The organism is Sphingomonas sp. CFBP 13728 (genome assembly GCF_014841895.1).
Lineage (GTDB): Bacteria > Pseudomonadota > Alphaproteobacteria > Sphingomonadales > Sphingomonadaceae > Sphingomonas.
In genome coordinates this window covers 243,413-261,734 of sequence record NZ_JACYUS010000003.1, presented here as the reverse complement: position 1 = coordinate 261,734, position 18,322 = coordinate 243,413, and the positions used below count along the sequence as shown (strand labels likewise).

Here is an 18,322-nt window from a genome sequence, read left to right as displayed (position 1 = left end):
TGATGCCAAGCGTGGTCCGCATCGATGCCAGGGGCATGCGCTGTCCCTGGCCCGCGGTGCGGCTCGCGCGGGCCTTGCGCGACGGTGCCACGACGATCGAGGTATTCGCCGACGATCCGCGTGCGCAGGCGGAATTGACCGTGGTCGCGACCGAGGCCGATGCGGAAATAGAGATCGTTTTGGATGCGATTTACCCTGCCTTCCGGATTACCCGCCGGTAGAACCGCAACGTTGTATTTACTCTAGCTGTATAAATGCAGCCCTGACCTTCATGGCGCGGTTGCCGAACGGGAGAAGGCGACTGTGTCGTTCGAGGGAAGCACCCTGATCAATTGGCCCGCGTTCCTGCAGGCGCGTAGCGAACTGGGCGCAGGGTTCGGCCGCATCCTCGGATATTTTCGCGAGGACGGCGTGAAGTCGGTCGCTGCGATCGAGGCGGCGATGCGCGCGCTCAATGCAGCGGCGATGGTGATCCCGGCGCATACGCTGAAGGGTGAGGCGCGGCAGTTCGGGGCGGAGCCGCTCGCCGATCTGGCCGAAGCCATCGAGGTCATCGCGCGCGACTGTGTCGAGATGCAGGATACCCCGGACGAGGCGCTGGAGCATATCGTACGGTTGCGGCCGTTGTTCGTCGAGACGCTGACGCTGCTGGAGCGTGAAGCCAACCCAATCGTGGCGCGCAAGCCCGTCGCGGGGGGCGGGTTTGGTCGTCGTGCCGTCCCCACCGGGTTCGGCGAGGAATAAATTCGGCGCCAGACTGGCGCAAAAAATGCAGCGAATACCGCTGATTTCCCTGTCACCCTGCCTTTCAGCGAGATGACAGGGGGATAGATCAGCCCTTCAGATACGGCGCCGCGCCAGCCTTTGGCGAATCATGCTCCGAGATCGAGTTGAGCTGGATGTAGTTGTGGATACCCATCCGCGCGATCATCTCGAACTGGCGCTCGAGCGTGTCGACATGCTCTTCCTCGCTGGCGAGGATGCGGGCGAACAGGTCGCGGCTGATGTAATCCTTGACCTCTTCGCAATACGCGATCGCGCCCTTGAGCTGGACGGTGGCCTCGACTTCGAGCGCCAGATCCGACTTCAGGACCTCCTCGACGGTCTCGCCGATGCGGAGGCGGCCGAGCAGCTGGAAGTTCGGCAGGCCGTCGAGGAACAGGATGCGCTCCGACAACCAGTCGGCGTGCTTCATCTCGTCGATCGATTCCATCCGCTCGTACTGAGCGAGCTTGTAGACGCCCCAATGCTCAAGCATCCGGTAATGGAGCCAATATTGATTGACCGCGGTCAGCTCGTTCTTGAGCGCCTCGTTCAGGAATTCGATTACTTGTGGGTCGCCGCGCATGGCCATATCTCCGTCACCTCTGACGGTCATGTAGCGGCCTGACACAGATTAGCACAACCCCCAAAAATGGCGGTTTTCCGGGCTTTCTTAGCTGTTGCGACGCTTATGCAGCGGCGCGTTCCTCGTCGATAATAGCTCGCGCTATCGATGTGCACTGGCCGCATTTGGGTTTCCGACCCATCGATCGGAAGGCCTGGCACGGTGTAGTGCAACCGCCGCGTGCGCAGTTGCGAACGTCGGATTCTCGTATGGCATTGCAAACGCAGACGACCATGGGAACTCCCTAGCTGTAAGCACGGGATACGGATAATGCGAACCACTCGCAAGCTGTTTTGCGTCTTATTCGCAACTAGTCCGATCGGTTCGTCGTGAACGCCGAACCGCGCATCGGCTGCCACGCGAATCGCGACAGGCTGCGCCACAGCCATTCGAGTGGCCCGTAGCGGAATCGATCGAGCCAAGGCTTCGACCAGAGGAGCATCAGCAGGCAGATTGGTACGACCACGAGATAGAGCTGGGCTCGGGACAATGTGCCGTACAGCCCGAAGCCGTACCCGTAGAACAGGATGGTGCAGAGGATTGTCGTGCCGAGATAGTTGGAGAACGCCATTCGACCTGCCGCCGCGACTCGGGTCGTCAGCCAGCCGCCGGGCCGTGCGAGCAGGACGATCGCCGCGGCGTACCCCATGATCGTCAGTGGCCGAAGCGGGGTTGCGAGCGCGAGCCACGACAGCGCGACATAGCGCGCGTCGAACCCGTGGGCGATGTCGAACGCCGCGATGGCCGCATAGCCGATCCAGCCGAGTCCGATCCCTGCGATTGCAATCACGGTGTAGCGTCGCCGCGACCATTCCCCCGTCAGGAACCCCGATCGTAGCCCCGCCATGCCGAACAGCATGAAGCCTAGCGTTTCCGGACCAGTGGCGGTGAGGGACGTGATCGGCCCAGCGGCGTGCGTCCAGCGCCACGCGACCAGATCGCGCCATCCGCCACGACCGATGGCAAGTTCGCGGGTGACGGAGGCGGGGGAGGGCTGGCCGAATTGATCCGCCAACAGCTGCCAGTTCGTGATGACTCGTGCCGTTGCGCCGGGCCGGTGCGCGGCGCCGTGGAGGTCGAACGTGTAGGCGACGAGCGTCGTCAGCTCGACCGTCTGGAACGCGATGCAGGCGAGCCCGACGCCGATCAGCCAGCGCACCGGCAACCGCGCGAACATGTACGCGATCGCGCCGACCAGCGCGTAGTGCGCGAGGATGTCGCCCCACCACAGCAGGTACAGATGCGCGACGCCGAACACGAACAGCCACGCCATGCGGCGCAGGTGGACGGTCGCGGGGTCTTCGCCGCTCGCCTCCGCGCGGTCGAGCACCAGCAGCATCGACGCACCGAACAGGAACGAGAAGAGCCCGCGCATCTTGCCGTCGATGACGATGAAGGTGGTGGTCCAGGCGATGAGGTCGGGCGTGCTTGGCCAGCCCATCGAGGCGGGGGTCATGTAGGCGAATTCGGGGAAGCCGAATGCGGCGATGTTTGAGGCGAGGATGCCCATGACGGCGACCCCTCGGATGAGGTCGAGCGTCGCGATCCGGGTGGGGGCGGGGGTCATGCGGGCAGAGTGAAGTATAGGAAGTGCAGACGCTCGCGCGGCGTTTCGTGGGAGCGTCGCATCGCCTGACATGAGTCGAATTCGACGGCGAGCATGCTGCTGACGGCGACGCCGCGGACGAGGTCGAGCGTGGCGGTTCTGGCGGGGGCAGAGGGCTTGCGGGAAAAGTGAAGTATAGGAAGTGCAGACGCTCGCGCAGCATTTCGGTGAGACCGTCGTACATGCTGGAAGACGGCATGATTGAGCTCGGCGCCGCTGCGGTAGTGGCGGCCTCGGCGGAGGCTGGCCGACACAGGTGGCGCTCGATCTACGCTCGGATCCGGTCGACGCGTCTTGATAGCGCTGTAGGCTTGGAATGCTTCGGTCATGGTTCGACGCTGGCATATCGAGGTGGTGTAGGACAGGCCACTTTGAGGGGCATCTAGGCGTCAGATGCCTTGCGGATTGGTGTGTGGGCCAGTCGGCAGGTCATCTGTTTGACCTGCCATCCCTGCGCAATACTCTGCCGTACCTCGCCTGTTGTCCTTCTCGGCTGTCGCACCCGAAGCCGATCCGCCCCCGTCACCCCAGCGAACGCTGGGGTATCTCTGTTGGCGAGCGCTGCGGCCCGGTGCGGGAGATCCCAGCTTTCGCTGGGATGACAGAGAGGGGGGAGGTCGCCGTGTCCTACTTGAGCTTGGTCGCACGACAACTCTCTGCTCCTTGTTCTCCCGCGAAGGCGGGAGCCCAGACTGGGTCCCCGCCTTCGCGGGGAAACATGGTTCGTATTCTTGCCTCACCCAGAAGGGCGACCACCCCGGCGGAGGCCGGGGCCCAATTGGGGGACGATCATGGCTGCGGGCATCGCTTCGTTACTGCGGCCATCCCAATTGGGCTCCGGCCTTCGCCGGGGTGGTTGCTTTGCTTTGCTTTAATTTGCTTTGCGTTGGGGCGGAGCGGGGCGGGGGCGATCTAGCAACGGCAGGCCACCGCTCCCGAATTCATCAGGCCAGCGCCGCGTCGACCCCCATCAGCTTCGGGAAGAACCCCTCGTGCGCAGTCCGCAACGTATCCAACGCGATGACGTCGTCACGGTCGGGGCGTTCGAAGATCAGGCGCTTGCCGCCGGTGCGACCCAAGGGTTCGGCCTCGACGTCCGCCGCATGCGCTGCACCGAGGAAGTCGAGCAGCGAATGGTCGTCGACGGTGACGATGTAGACGCCCTGGTCCTCCGCAAAGAACGAGCGCGCGCAGTCGAAGGGCTGCTTCCGGTCGATCATCGCGCCGATGCCGCCGGCGAGCGCCATCTCGGCGAGCGTCACCGCGATCCCGCCGTCGGAGACGTCGTGGACCGCGGTCAGCTGGCCCAGCGCGATCGCTTCGCGGATCAGGTCGCCGACACGGCGCTCGGCGGCGAGATCGACCGGCGGGGGCGGGCCGGCGTCGAGCTGTTCGCGGCCATGGCATTCGCGCAGCCACAGCGACTGGCCTAGATGGCCGCCGCGCGTGCCGACCGCGAGGATGATGTCGCCCGAGCCCTTGAACGCGATCGTCGCATTCTTCTGCCAGTCCGCCAGCAGGCCGATCGCGCCGATCGCCGGCGTCGGGAGGATCGCCGACCCGCCGCCGGTCGCCTTGGATTCATTGTAGAGCGAGACGTTGCCCGAGACGATCGGGAAGTCGAGCGCGATGCAGGCGTCGCTCATGCCTTCGAGGCAGCCGACGATCTGGCCCATGATCTCGGGGCGTTGCGGGTTGGCGAAGTTGAGGCAGTTGGTGACGGCGAGCGGCAGCGCGCCGACCGCGGTCAGGTTGCGCCAGGCTTCGGCGACCGCCTGCTTGCCGCCCTCGACCGGGTCGGCGAAACAGTAACGCGGCGTGCAGTCGGTGGTCATCGCCAGCGCCTTCTGCGTGCCGTGGACGCGGACGACCGCGGCGTCGCCACCGGGGCGCTGCACCGTGTCGGCGCCGACCATGTGGTCGTACTGCTCCCAGATCCAGCGGCGCGAGGCAACGTCCGGCGAGCCCATCAGTGTGAGCAGGTCGGCGGCGATGTCGCTGCTGTGCGGCGCGTTGGCGAGCGGTGCGGGCTTCGGCGTCGGGACGTGCGGGCGATCGTACAGCGGCGCTTCGTCGGCGAGCGGCCCGAGCGGAATGTCGCAGACGGTCTCGCCCTTGAAATTCAGCACCATGCGGCCGGTGTCGGTAACGCGGCCGATCACCGCGAAATCGAGTTCCCACTTCTTGAAGATCGCCTCGGCCTCGGCTTCGCGGCCGGGCTTCAGGACCATCAGCATGCGCTCCTGCGATTCCGAGAGCATCATCTCGTACGGCGTCATGCCGGTCTCGCGCTGTGGCACGTCGTCCATCGTCAACTCGATGCCGACGCCGCCCTTCGAGGCCATTTCCACGGCCGAAGACGTGAGGCCGGCCGCGCCCATGTCCTGGATCGCGACGATGACGTCGGTCGCCATGAGTTCGAGGCACGCCTCGATCAGCAGCTTCTCGGTGAACGGGTCGCCGACCTGCACGGTCGGGCGCTTGGCGTCCGAATCCTCGCCGAAATCGGCCGAGGCCATCGTCGCGCCGTGGATGCCGTCGCGGCCGGTCTTGCTGCCGACGTAGACGATCGGATTGCCGATGCCCGAGGCTGCGGAATAGAAGATCTTGTCCTGGTCGGCGATCCCGACGGTCATCGCATTGACCAGGATGTTGCCGTCATACGCCGAGTGGAAGTTCACTTCGCCGCCGACGGTCGGGACGCCGACGCAGTTGCCGTAGCCGCCGATGCCGTGGACCACACCCGAGATCAGGTGGCGCATCTTGGGATGATCGGGGCGGCCGAAGCGGAGCGCGTTGAGGTTGGCGATCGGCCGCGCGCCCATCGTGAACACGTCGCGCAGGATGCCGCCGACGCCGGTCGCAGCACCCTGGTACGGCTCGATATAGGACGGGTGGTTGTGGCTCTCCATCTTGAAGATCGCCGCCTGGTTGTCACCGATATCGACGACGCCGGCATTCTCGCCCGGGCCGCAGATGACGCGCGGACCCTTGGTGGGCAGCTTCATCAGGTGGATCTTGCTGGATTTGTAGCTGCAATGCTCGGACCACATGACCGAGAAGATGCCGAGCTCGACCATGTTCGGCTCACGGCCGATGGCGCGCAGGACGCGCTCATATTCTTCGGGGGACAGGCCGTGGTCGGCGACGATCTGCGGTGTGATCTCGGTCATGGGGCGGGCTTTAGCGGGGTGACGCCGGACTTGCCAGCGTCGATCCTCCCCGGGACGGGGAGGGGGACCGCGCATCGCAGATGCGGGGTGGAGGGGGATCGCCGCGCTCGTACCCTTAGTGGAAGCCCCCCTCCATTAGCTGCGCTGGTCCCACTCCCCGTGCCGGGGAGGATCAAGCGCGGCCCAGGATCGTGATGTGCATTTCGCGGCGCAGGGCAAAGCCGAGCGTCTCGTACAGAGCGGTGGCACCACGATTGCTGGCGTAGGCGTGGAGAATTGGGGTGTCGCCTTCCGCCAGGATCGACCGCGCGACCACGCGCATCAGCCCGGCGGCATAGCCGTTGCCACGGTGATCGGGATGCGTGCACACGCCGCTGACCTCGCAATGGCCGGACATTGACAGGCGTCGGCCGGCCATTGCGACAAGGCGACCGTCTCGCTTTACCCCGACGAAGCGGCCGAGCGTATTCGTGCGCGGAAAGAACGGACCGGGCTCGGTCAGCGTCGCAAGCGCGAGCATGGCGGGCGCGTCGGCGTCGGTCAGCGTGGTGATTTCGAAGGCAGGTTCGCCGGGAGTTATGGTGGGCGCGATCATCTGCCAACCGAGCGCGCTTTTATGGACGGTCAGGCCAGGGGGCAGGGGGCTTTCCTCCGCCTCCATCAACGCGATCTCGCCGCCAGCGGGCACCAGCGCGGCAAGAGCTACGAGACTGTCGAGCGACGCATCCACCGACGCTGCGAATATGCCGATATCGGCGGACATGCGTTTCGCGTCCGGACCGCCGAGGCTCACAGCGCTTTGGCGCGTCGTCAGCGCCGACCATATGGGGCGGTCGAGCAATCGATCCGCCCCGTTCGCATCAGACATAAGGCGGCTGCGTATAGCCCTTGGGGCTGAGCGTGAAGATCTCACACCCCGTCTCGGTGATCCCGATCGAATGCTCGAACTGCGCGGACAGCGAGCGATCGCGCGTGACCGCGGTCCAGCCGTCGTCGAGCAGCTTCACGTCGGGGCGACCGATGTTGATCATCGGCTCGATCGTGAAGATCATGCCGGGGCGGAGTTCCGGGCCGGTGCCGGGCTTGCCGACATGGACGACTTCGGGGGCGTCGTGGAACAGGCGGCCGACGCCGTGGCCGCAAAAATCGCGGACCACGCCGTAGCGGTGCTTTTCCGCATGCCGCTGGATCGCGTTGGCGACGTCGCCCATGCGGTTGCCGGGTTTCGCCTGCTCGATGCCGATCATCAGGCATTCGTAGGTGACTTCGACGAGCCGGCGCGCCTTGATGGGTACGTCGCCGATCAGGTACATCCGGCTCGTGTCGCCGTGCCAGCCATCGAGCAACGGCGTGACGTCGACGTTGACGATGTCGCCCGATTTGAGCGTCTTCTCGCTCGGGATGCCGTGGCAGACGACGTGGTTGATCGAGATGCAGACGCTGTGCGTGTAGCCGCGATAGCCGAGCGTCGCGGGGACGCCGCCGCCGGCGACGATGAAGTCGTAGATCAGCCGGTCTATCTCGGCGGTGGTCACGCCCGGCACCATGTGCGGGACGATCATGTCGAGCGTCTCGGCGGCGAGCTGCCCCGCTTTCATCATACCGGCGAATGCGGCGGGGCCGTGCAGCTTGATCGCGCCGGTGCGCGCGTCGGGCTGGTCCGAGGTGACGGTTACATATTCGGTCATGACGCGCGATATAGCGTGGCGGGCGCGGTTTTGCGAGGCTATGCGAGGGGCATGGTAGAGGAACGCATCTGGACGGCCGCGCTGACGATCATCGGCGACGAGATCCTGTCGGGCCGCACGCAGGACAAGAACGTCGCGCAGATCGCGGCGTGGCTCAATGTGCAGGGCATCCGCTTGGCCGAAGTGCGCGTGGTCGCCGACAAGACCGAGGCGATCGTCGAGGCGGTCAACATCTTGCGGACACGCAACGATTACCTGTTCACGACCGGCGGGATCGGGCCGACTCACGACGATATCACGGTGGACGCGATCGCCGAGGCGTTGGGCGTCGCGGTCGAGCATCATCCGCGCGCGATGGCGGTGCTGGAGGCCTATTACGCGACGCGCGGCGGGCTTACGGAAGCGCGTGCGAGGATGGCGCGGGTGCCGGTCGGCGCGGACCTGATCGACAACAAGGTGTCGGGCGCGCCCGGGATCCGGATCGGCAACATCTTCATCATGGCGGGCGTGCCGCACATTACCGCAGGCATGCTCGATGCGCTGACCGGCACGCTGGAGGGTGGGCGTCCGGTGGTCTCGAAGACGATCGGGTGCTGGGTCGCGGAGAGCGAGGTCGCGGATATCCTGCGCGACGCCGAAAAGACGCACGAAGGCGTCGCGATCGGGAGCTATCCGTTCTTCCGCGATGGCAGGACGGGCGCGAACTTCGTGGTGCGGAGTTCGGACGAGGCGTTGGTCGATCGTTGCCTCGCGGACCTGACGCGCGATCTCGAAGCGACCGGTCGGGTCGTTACCGCACAGGGTATCTGACGCGGCTCAGGCGCCCCATTCGGGTCCGTCGGGATCGGGATAAAAGACGTCGGGATCGTATGGCGCGGAGCGTGAGGGCGGCGGGGACTCGCCCGGTTCCGGCAGGGTAGGCGCGCCGCCGCCGAAGCGGATACGGACATAGCCCATGCTGCCGGTCAGCGCCTGGAAGACTGCGACATGCTCCTCCTGCTGCATGCGCCGCCCGATCAGCGGCGCGCGTTCGGCCGACAGATATCCCATCTGCACGCCGCGCAGGCTGAAGACGGCTACGGCGTTGGCGTCGTGCGGGTTCTTGGGTTCGCGCCGCAGGTCGACCGGTTCGCCGGGCTGACAGAGCAACAGCTGCATCCGTCGGTTGCTCTTGCTCTTGTCTGCGTTCGGAAAGTCGATGCCGACCACGCTGAGCGTCAATTCGTCCATGCCGTACACTAGGCCGGCACCACGCGGATCGAAAGTCTCGAAACGCGCGGGCCGGCCTGGTGGTGGTCGGTTCAGAAGTCGAAGCGCGCCGACGCCGAGATCGTGCGACCGTTGATCGAACGCGCGCGGACGATGCCGTTCGCGGGGATCGCTGCGTCTTCCGCCTCGGTGATGCCCTTTACGTTGAACAGATTGTTGGCGTTCACGTTGAGCGTCACGCCGTCGGTCGGGCGCACCGACAGGAAGCCGTTGACCTGTGTATAGCCGGGCATCTTCAGCTGGTTGACCGGCTGCGTGTAGCTCGACGTGGTGCCGATCACGTTGGCACCGATCGTGAAGCGGCCCAGATCGATCTGCGGCGTCGCCTGATAGACGAACTTCGCCTGCCGCTGGGGACGGTTGCCGTCGATCGTCGCATCGGTCGCGTCGCGCGTGATCTTGGCATCGGTATAGGTGCCACCCGCCGCCAGCGAGAAGATCCCGCGCCGCACGCGGCCCTCCAGCTCGACGCCGGTCGCCTTGTAGTCGCGGCTGGTGAACTGCTGCTGCGACAGGAGGTAGTTGGTTTCCTGAGTCTTGGCGTGGAAGACGGTGGCGTAGAACGCGGCGGCACCGACGTTGATCTTCACGCCGCCCTCGGCCTGACGGACGAAATCGTATGGCTTGGCGCCGTCGACCAGATCGCCGGTGGTGGTGTTGACGAGCGGACCGAACAGCAGGCGATCGGCGTTGGCGCGACCGCCGCGGCTGTACCGTGCGAACAGCGCCATCGTCTGCGACAGGCGATAATTGGCGCCGAACGAGTAGGACAGATAGCCATAGTCGTACTTGATCCGTGCGGTCGTGTTCGCCGGGATGAAGGCGACCGAGCGTTCGGGTGCGCTGATGACGCCGTTGCCGTCCAGATCGAGCGTTTCGAGCCCGCTGACCCCCGTCACTTCCGCACCCGAGATGCTGCCATGCGCCCGGCCGAAGTCATAGCGGACGCTGCCGTCGACGTTGAACTTGCCGATCTCGTAGCCGAGCTGCGCGAACGGGGCGTAGGTGTCGTACTGCATGTCGTACGACCGGCGGCAGCAATTGCCGAAGAACGTCGCCGAATAGCCGGGCGAGCCGTTCTGCGTGACCGGAACGCCGGCGGCGGTGCGGACGTCGACGAGCACCGAATCGCCATTGCCCTGCACCGACTGGAAGAACGAGTTCCACAGCCAGTCGGTCTTCACGTCCTGTCGCGAGGCATAGAAGCCGCCGGTGACGCTGACCTTGCCGCCGCCGAGCGCGAAATCGCCGTTGAGGCGCAGATCGTTGGTGATGTTGTTCAGGCTTTTCAGGTCGACGTCGAACAGCACAACGCTGGCGAGCAGGCCGTTGCCGCCCAGCGTCGACGGCGTCGTGATCCGCTGTCCCGCCAGCGGGCCGCTGCCGTAGAACAGCTGCGCACCGGCGCCGGCCAGCCCATTGGCGGTCGTTTGTGCATCGCCGACGCTGGCGGGGAAGGGCGACGTGAAGTCGCCCGAGATATCCGAATACCGGAACCGATCGGTCAGGTTCCAGCCGTCGGCGATCTCAACCTGGCCCTCGAACCCGACCGACTTCACGACCGGGTGCATGCCCTGGGAAAGGTCGCGACGGGTAGGCTGGTTGTCGGCATCGAGCGTCAGGACGTTCTGGATATAGCGGCTGTGGAGCGTATCCTCGTTGATCGAGAAGTTCGGCAGGTTGGTATAGGTCGGATCGCTGTTCGTGCCCGTAACGCGGACCGGGTTGGGCAGGTATGCGATACCGCGGTCGTCGAGATACTTGCCGTACAAACGGACATAGCCGCCGTTGAATTCCTTGGTGATGTTCGCCTTGATCTGCCCGCCGCGCATCGCGTCGTAGCCGACGTTGCGCGGGCCGTCGCCGAGCCGGTAGAACCCGCTGAGCTCATAGCGGGTCGACGGATCGATATGGCCACCATAGGCGAAATCGGTGCGGAATTCGCGGTAGTCGATCCCGCTCGAGATCTGGAAGGCGCCGCCATCCTCCTCGCCGGTCTTCGAGATGAAGTTGATGATGCCGCCCGGCGAATTGGACGAGAAGGTCGACGCCGAACCGCCGCGCACCGATTCGATCCGCGAAAGCGACAGGTCGGTCCGCAGGAAGATGTCGGCGTTGCCAAAGACGATATCGCCGAATTCGAGGATCGGCAGGCCGTCTTCCTGAAGCTGGAGGAACTTCGAACCGCCCGACGCGACCGGCAGGCCGCGCACCGAGATGTTCGCATTGCCTTCGCCGCCCGACGCCTCGACCCGGATGCCGGGGAGGTTGCGCAGGATTTCGGCGGTGCTGCGCGGTGCGAGCTTGGTCGTGAGGTCGCCGCTGATCGAGCTGACCGATACCGACGTGTCCAGCCGGTTCGTGCCGCGCGCGACGCCGGTGACGACGATGTCGGCGTTATTGTCCGTGGTAGCCGACTGGTCGCTGGGTTGCGCTGCAGTCTGGCTGGTCGCCTGGTCCGTGGTCCCCGCCTGAACGGCCGGGGCAGACTGTGCCGCGCCCGCCTGAGCAACCAGCATCAGTGCCGTACCCGTGAGCAAATTCGTGATCCGCATTATGCCTCTCCCTTTGGAATCGTCGCGTGCCACGCGATCTGCAAGGCCTCCATATTTCCACTGCAACCGATTGCAACACATTTTCTGCAATCGGTTGCATTTTGACGCCGTGATGCGGTTTTTGGCAACGTCGGTTTGCTCGTACGAGTCTGGCAACAGGCACAAACGCTTACATATGCTCATGAAAATAAGGGAGATGTATCGTTCCCGGCCAGAGGGCTGTCATCGCTCGTTCGGGAGCCTTTGCAGTTTGCTCTGGATATTTCGTATCCGACCTGTTCCAACTGGCCGATCGCAACGCTTGCTCGTCTCATCGACGCGCGAACCGTGCATCGATCTGCCCTGTTTTTGGCAAACCCGCTTTCTCTCTTTCGGTCCTCAAGGAGTTTTAATGGCGATCACATCCATCTCGCGGTTGTTGCTGAGCGTTGCCACGCTGACGCTATCGGTGCCGGCGTTCGCACAGGCTGCCCCGCCCGCGCCGGCCGGCACGCGCTACGGCAGTTTCGGGATTGATCTCACCGCCGCCGACACGTCGGTGAAGCCGGGCGACGATTTCTGGACCTACGCCAACGGAAGCTGGAACAAGCGGACCGAGATCGCGGCGGATCGCACATCGGCCGGCGGCAGCGTCATCCTGGCCGACCAGGCCGAGCAGCAGGTCCGCACGATCCTCGACGATGCGGCGCGTGATCCGGCGGCGGTCGGCCCCGGCGCCAAGCAGTTCGGCGATCTCTATGCGAGCTTCATGGACGAGGCGGCGATCGAGCGCGCCGGTGCCGCACCGCTGAAGCCTTATTTCGCAAAGATCGACGCGGCGACCGACAAGCAGAAGCTTCAGGTGCTGTTCTCGACGGTCGGCTATGCCGCGCCGGTCGAGGTCGGCCAGCTGCCCGATCCCGCAGATCCGAAGCGGTATGCGGTTGCCGCGGGGCAGGGCTCGCTCGGCATGGGCGGGCGCGACTATTATCTGGAACAGGGTCCGAAGTACGACACTTTCCGCACCGCGTACCGCGCGTATGTCGAGAAGATTCTGACGTTGTCGGGCATACCGGATGCGTCGGCGAGGGCGGACCGGATCGTCGCGCTCGAAACCGCGATGGCTAAGGTTCAATGGTCGCCGGTCCAGTCGCGCGACCTGAAGGCGATGCTCAAGCCGATGGATGCCGCTGGTCGCAAGGCGCTCGCGCCGGACTTCGACTGGCCGCTGCTGATGTCGACCGCGGGCTATGGCGATTTCCCGATCGTCTACATGACCAATTCGACCGCGCTGACCGAACTCGGCAAGCTGTTCGCCGGCACGCCCGTATCGACGTGGCAGGACTGGATGAAGTTCCGCCTCGCGTCGTCCAGCGCGAACGTGCTGCCCAAGGCATTCGACCAGGCGAGCTTCGAGTTCTTCGGCAAGACGCTCGCCGACCAGCCGCAGCAGCGTGCTCGGTGGAAGCGCGGCATCGCGATGGTCAACGGCACGATGGGCGAGGCCGTCGGCGAGGTCTATGTGAAGCGCCATTATCCGCCTGAGAGCGAAGCGAAGATGGGCGAGCTGATCGCCAATCTGCGCGCCGCGTACAAGGAGCGGATCGGCGCGAACGGCTGGATGGATCCGGCGACCAAGACGCAGGCGCTGGCGAAACTCGCTGCATTCGATCCGCGGATCGGTCATCCGGTCAAGTATATCGACTATGCATCGCTGAAGGTCGTGCGCGGCGATCCGCTCGGCAATGCGATCCGTTCGGGCGAGTTCCAGCATCAGCTCGAACTGTCGCGGCTTGGCAAGCCGGTCGACCGTACGCTCTGGGGCATGACGCCGCAGACGGTGAACGCCTATTATGATCCGCTCAACAACCAGATCACCTTCCCGGCGGCGATCCTGCAACCGCCGTATTTCGATCCGAAGGCCGATGCCGCGGTGAATTACGGCGCGATCGGCGCGATCATCGGTCACGAGATGGGCCACGGCTTCGACGATCAGGGCAGTCAGTTCAGTGCGTCCGGCAAGTTCGAGAACTGGTGGACGCCGGAGGCTCGGGCCGCGTTCACGCAGCGTACGGCGGCGCTTTCGAAGCAATATGACGCGTATGAGCCGATTCCCGGCGTGCACGTGAAGGGTGCGCTGACGCTCGGCGAGAATATCGGCGATCTCGGCGGCGTGGAGACGGCCTATGCCGCGTACCAGAAATATCAGGCGGTGCACGGCAAGGCACCGGTGATCGACAGGCTGACCGGCGACCAGCGTTTCTTCCTGTCCTATGCACAGGCGTGGCAGGCGAAGTTGCGCGAGGGCGCAGCGCGGGCACGGTTGCTGACCGACCCGCACTCGCCGCCATTCTACCGCGTTAACGGCATCGTCCGGAACGTCGACGCCTGGTACACCGCGTTCAACGTGAAGCCCGGCGCGGCGCTGTATCTGGCGCCAGCGCAGCGCGTGCATATCTGGTGACGCGCGGCGGGGTTGGCGCCGCCTGATCGAAACCCGATGGTTCGTCCGGAGCTGCTTTTTTGAAGCGGTTCCGGACGAACGGACGGGGAGTCATGTAGCGTTTGGGCTGTTCCTCCATTCGGTGGTGGAGCGGCCCGATCGCAATCGGGTCCTGTTCGCGAAATCTCGATATGCCCACCGTTGAGCCGTCGGCGAGGCGGACGGCGACGTTCGCCGTATCAGCGAATGCGGCGAACGCGAGCGGAGCGCCGTCCCGGTGCGGTCGCGACATAGCTGCCCAGCGCGCCGGCCTTGATCGTCACCGTGTCGCCGCGGCGTGGCGGCAGCATCACCTGCTCTACGGTTTCCCAGAGGCTCGTATTGCCGGCGTCCTTCGCGGTGCCTTCGCCCGTCGAGACATCGCCGAGTTCGAACCTGATAAGGCCTCCCTGCAACACGGTCGAACTGCGCATCGTTCCGACCAGCTGCTTCAACTGCTCGTCGTCCTTGCCGCCGCCGAACAGCTTGATCGATGGCAGCGAAAATCCGAACAGCGAGGTCTTGGCCTTGCGGACCTCGGTGCGATCGAGGATCACGATATCCTTCTTGCGCCGCGCATCTACAACCGCAGCGACGGTACGATCGAAACAGGCGAGACGGTCCGCGTCGACGGTCTGCGCACGGCAATCGGTCAATTGATCGATCAGCATCGTCGACGCCGATCCGCCAGCCTTGACCGATTCCGCGCCGCGGGGGGCGGCGTGCGCCGATCCGGTCAGCCCCATCGCGGCCAATGGCAGCATGAACGCCGATGCGAGCAAGGTCGGCATCCGGATCGGTCGGTCGGTCATTTGTCAATTCCTATCGGGGTTCGATCGACCCGCTGCGCAACCGATCGGCATCGCGACGGGCGCGATCAACATCGGCTGCTTCGACCGGATCTTGCTGGCGCGCAAGAGCGACGCAGCAGCACGGCGTCGTGCTGTGTCCTATTCGCAACAATGTGTCGTAAAGCGTTGCAGCGCAGTAAACGCCCGTTGCGGACCAAATGGTTCCCAGCTTACACACGGGGCAGAACCGGGCGCACGTACGTCCGGGCTACATGCGGCTGCCGATCAGGGGCAGCACTAAGGGGTTTTATCATGACGCTACGCTTTCGTTCTCATTTGCTGAACACGACGCTGTTCGCCGGTGCCGCGCTGGCCGCCACGCCAGCACTCGCGCAGGTCACTCCGGCGACGCAGGAAACCCAGCAGGTTTCGAACAACGCCAACACGCCTGCGCCTGCTGAAGAAGGCCAGGACATCGTCGTCACCGGCACGCTCATCAGCAATCCCAACCTCGTTTCGTCGAGCCCGGTCAACGTGGTCTCCGAGAACGAGCTGACGCTGCGCAACATCAACAATGTCGAGCAGGTCATCCGCGAGCTTCCGGGTGCGGTCGCCGGCATCGGGTCGGCCACCAACAACGGCAATGGCGGCTTCGCATCGATCAACCTGCGCAACCTCGGTACGCAGCGTAACCTCGTCCTTCTCGACGGCGATCGTCTCGTCCCGGCAGCCGCCAGCGGCACCGTCGATCTGAACAACATCCCGGTCGCGCTGCTCCAGCGCGTCGACGTCCTGACCGGCGGTGCATCGACCACCTATGGTGCCGACGCCGTCTCGGGTGTCGCGAACTTCATCACCAAGAAGAACTTCGCGGGTATGGAGGCTTCGGCCAGCCAGCAGATCAGCGAGCAGGGTGATACGAACTACCTCCGTGCGGATCTCACGATCGGCGCCAACTTCGACGACGGTCGCGGTAACGCCGTACTGAGCGTCGGCTACCAGGAAGCCGATCCCCTGTATCAGGGCGCACGCGACGTCTCGGTATTCGGCATCAACTCGGCAACCGGTGTCGCGGCAGGCTCGTCGTTCACCTCGGTGCCGACCACGATCTCGTTCCCGACCGCCGATCTCCAGGTCAATCCGGGCGGCACCGCACTGGTCCCGCAGTACCAGGGGTTCAACTTCAACCCGTACAACATCTTCCAGACGCCGTTTAAGCGTTACAACATCTTCGCGCAGGCGAACTACGAGATTAACGACAATCTCGAAGTCTACACGCGTGGCCTGTTCTCGAAGAACACGGTCAGCACGATCATCGCACCGTCGGGCATCTTCGGTGAAGAGCTGACCATCCCCGGCAACAATCCGTATCTGCCTGCGGGCATCCGCGATCAGCTTTGCACCAATAACGGCATCGCGTTGGGTGCGGCATGCAACACCAACCCTGCGATCCTGCTGCCTGCAGTGTATCGCCGTTCGGTCGAGCTCGGACCGCGCGTTTCGGACTACACGACGACCATCTTCGATTATAAGGCTGGCCTGCGTCTCCGTTTCTCCGATCACGTCAAGCTCGACGTTTCGGGCGCATATGGCGAAAGCGAACTGAACCAGACCCAGTCGGGCTATGTTCTCACGTCGCGCGTCCAGCAGGCGCTGAACGCGACCAATACGACGACCTGCAACGTCATCACCAATGGCTGCGTACCGTTGAACCTGTTCGGTGCAGCCGGTTCGATTTCGTCTGGTCAGGCCGCGTTCCTGAACGCGCGCAGCACGATCCAGATCAAGACCGCGTTGTCGCAGGCAAAGGCCGTTCTGAACGGTGACTTCGGCACGACCTCGCCGTTCGCCAACGAACCGATCGCGTTCGCTGGTGGTGCAGAGTATCGCAAGTACAGCTACGATCGTATCCCCGACGCCTATGCCCTTTCGCCAGGCGAGCTGGGTGGTGCCGGTGGTGCAGTCCTGCCGTTCTCGGGAAGCTACGACGTTCGCGAACTGTTCGGCGAAATCATCGCGCCGCTGGTCGCCGATCGTCCGTTCTTCCATTCGCTGACGCTCGAAGCCGGCGTCCGCTACTCGGACTACAAGGTCCAGGCTGCGAACAACCCGAGCTTCAACGCCACCACCTACAAGTTCGGTGGTAGCTTCGAGCCCGTCAAGGAAGTGAAGTTCCGCGGCAACTACCAGCGTGCGGTACGTGCGCCGAACATCGAGGAGCTGTTCTCGCCCGTCTCGACCGGCCTGGACAATCTGGCACCTGGTCTCGACCCCTGCGTCGGTGCGCGTCCGCTCGGCAATGCCAACCTGACCGCAGCCTGCATCGGCCAGGGTGCCGGGGCTGGTTCGATCGGCCTGATCCAAGAGCCGTCGTCGGGCCAGGTCAACGTCACCGGTGGTGGCAACCCGAACATTCTGCCGGAGAAGGCCGACACCTACACGTTCGGTGTCCTCATCCAGCCGCGTGGTCTCGTTCCGGGCCTGAGCATCGGGGTCGACTACTTCAACATCAAGGTGAAGAACGCGATCACTTCGGCTGTGCCGAGCGACATCCTCGGCGAGTGCTTCGGGACGAACCCGACGGCGATCACCGCGGCACAGGCTGCGTCGGCAGCATGTACCTCGATCCGTCGTGGTGGAAACGGTCGTCTGAGCGGATCCAGCGCAACGATCCCCGGCCTGCCTCAGCCGCTCACCAACCGTGGGCGCCTGTCGACCGACGGCATTGATCTGACTGCGAACTACGCGCATGAGTTCGGTGATTTCGGTCTGAACATCGGCTTCCAGGGGACCTGGACCGCGCATCGCAAGTTCCAGGCGTCGCCGACCGGCTACAACCGCGATTGCGTAGGCTATTTCAGCACCAACTGCGCATCGATCCAGCCGGAATATCAGTGGAACCAGCGTACCAGCCTGTCGTTCGGGCCTGGCACGGTGTCGCTGCTCTGGCGCCATCTGGGTGCGGTACAGTATGAGGGCCAGGCGGACGATTTCGCCGCACGTGGCTTCTCGGCTACGTCGCGCAACCTGTTCAACGGCACGGTCACCGGACCTTCGCCGCTCGCAGGCCAGTCGTACAACTTCAACAAGATCAAGGCTTACAACTACCTCGATCTGTCGGTTCAGTTCGAAGTGAACGACAACTTCACGATGACGACGGGCGTCCGCAACCTGACTGGCAAGGACGCGCCGCTGGTTGGTTCGTCGGCTGGTTCGACCGCGTACAACGGTGGCAACACCTACCCGGCAACCTACGACGCGATCGGTCGTCTGTTCACCGTGTCGGGCAAGCTCCGCTTCTAATCGCGGCTTGATCCAAACTATCGGAAAGGGGGTGGCTTCGCGGCCGCCCCCTTTTTCGTTGGGTCGTCGTCCAGGCTACTTCCGAGCAA

The 18,322-nt window shown here is 64.4% G+C and carries 14 protein-coding genes; 5 read left to right on the top strand and 9 right to left on the bottom strand.

Going from position 1 to position 18,322, the window contains the following annotated elements:
• Nucleotides 1–2 precede the first annotated feature (2 nt).
• Both IFT67_RS14090 and IFT67_RS14085 read left to right on the top strand, forming a co-directional pair.
• On the top strand, nucleotides 3–221 hold the full coding sequence (locus IFT67_RS14090) for a sulfurtransferase TusA family protein (protein ID WP_107962947.1): 219 nt from the start codon (nucleotides 3–5) through the stop codon (nucleotides 219–221).
• Nucleotides 222–303: 82 nt separating this feature from the next.
• Nucleotides 304–744 carry an Hpt domain-containing protein gene (locus IFT67_RS14085; protein ID WP_107962948.1) on the top strand — a complete coding sequence of 147 codons (441 nt, stop codon included), beginning with the start codon at nucleotides 304–306 and terminating at the stop codon, nucleotides 742–744.
• 88 nt (nucleotides 745–832) lie between these two features.
• Here the strand turns inward: IFT67_RS14085 and bfr are convergent, their stop codons facing one another.
• The 6 genes from bfr to map form a co-directional block, all read right to left on the bottom strand.
• Nucleotides 833–1,348, bottom strand: a complete 516-nt coding sequence (gene bfr, locus IFT67_RS14080) for a bacterioferritin (protein ID WP_093399561.1) — start codon at nucleotides 1,346–1,348, stop codon at nucleotides 833–835.
• 103 nt (nucleotides 1,349–1,451) lie between these two features.
• Nucleotides 1,452–1,622 carry a (2Fe-2S)-binding protein gene (locus tag IFT67_RS20655; protein WP_082441433.1) on the bottom strand — a complete coding sequence of 57 codons (171 nt, stop codon included), beginning with the start codon at nucleotides 1,620–1,622 and terminating at the stop codon, nucleotides 1,452–1,454.
• Between the two features lie 75 nt (nucleotides 1,623–1,697).
• Nucleotides 1,698–2,954, bottom strand: coding sequence for a DUF418 domain-containing protein (locus IFT67_RS14075; protein WP_192238858.1), 1,257 nt, complete (start codon nucleotides 2,952–2,954; stop codon nucleotides 1,698–1,700).
• Nucleotides 2,955–3,937: 983 nt separating this feature from the next.
• A complete protein-coding gene (gene purL / locus IFT67_RS14070) occupies nucleotides 3,938–6,166 on the bottom strand; it encodes a phosphoribosylformylglycinamidine synthase subunit PurL (protein ID WP_120299102.1) in 2,229 nt (742 codons plus the stop codon).
• Nucleotides 6,167–6,338: 172 nt separating this feature from the next.
• Nucleotides 6,339–7,034, bottom strand: a complete 696-nt coding sequence (locus IFT67_RS14065) for a GNAT family N-acetyltransferase (protein ID WP_192238857.1) — start codon at nucleotides 7,032–7,034, stop codon at nucleotides 6,339–6,341.
• Nucleotides 7,027–7,854, bottom strand: coding sequence for a type I methionyl aminopeptidase (gene map, locus IFT67_RS14060; protein ID WP_192238856.1), 828 nt, complete (start codon nucleotides 7,852–7,854; stop codon nucleotides 7,027–7,029). The genes IFT67_RS14065 and map overlap by 8 nt, the downstream gene beginning before the upstream one ends.
• Before the next feature lie 51 nt (nucleotides 7,855–7,905).
• Here map and IFT67_RS14055 point away from each other — a divergent pair, with 51 nt between their 5' ends.
• Complete coding sequence (locus IFT67_RS14055; protein WP_192238855.1) at nucleotides 7,906–8,664, top strand: competence/damage-inducible protein A; 759 nt, start codon at nucleotides 7,906–7,908, stop codon at nucleotides 8,662–8,664.
• Between the two features lie 6 nt (nucleotides 8,665–8,670).
• Here IFT67_RS14055 and IFT67_RS14050 read toward each other — a convergent pair whose 3' ends face one another.
• Complete coding sequence (locus IFT67_RS14050) at nucleotides 8,671–9,084, bottom strand: HIRAN domain-containing protein (protein ID WP_192238854.1); 414 nt, start codon at nucleotides 9,082–9,084, stop codon at nucleotides 8,671–8,673.
• A gap of 71 nt (nucleotides 9,085–9,155) precedes the next feature.
• Nucleotides 9,156–11,678 (bottom strand): TonB-dependent receptor domain-containing protein, encoded by a 2,523-nt coding sequence (locus IFT67_RS14045; protein ID WP_244647399.1) that lies wholly within the window; start codon nucleotides 11,676–11,678, stop codon nucleotides 9,156–9,158.
• A gap of 391 nt (nucleotides 11,679–12,069) precedes the next feature.
• On the opposite strand from IFT67_RS14045, the gene IFT67_RS14040 reads away from it, so the two are divergent.
• Nucleotides 12,070–14,121, top strand: a complete 2,052-nt coding sequence (locus tag IFT67_RS14040; RefSeq protein ID WP_192238853.1) for a M13 family metallopeptidase — start codon at nucleotides 12,070–12,072, stop codon at nucleotides 14,119–14,121.
• 218 nt (nucleotides 14,122–14,339) lie between these two features.
• On the opposite strand, the gene IFT67_RS14035 is transcribed toward IFT67_RS14040, so the two are convergent.
• A complete protein-coding gene (locus tag IFT67_RS14035) occupies nucleotides 14,340–14,951 on the bottom strand; it encodes a hypothetical protein (RefSeq protein ID WP_192238852.1) in 612 nt (203 codons plus the stop codon).
• 291 nt (nucleotides 14,952–15,242) lie between these two features.
• Between IFT67_RS14035 and IFT67_RS14030 the strand changes: the two genes are divergently transcribed.
• Nucleotides 15,243–18,233: a TonB-dependent receptor domain-containing protein gene (locus IFT67_RS14030; protein WP_192238851.1), complete on the top strand. Its 2,991-nt coding sequence runs from the start codon at nucleotides 15,243–15,245 to the stop codon at nucleotides 18,231–18,233.
• The last annotated feature ends 89 nt before the right edge of the window (nucleotides 18,234–18,322 follow it).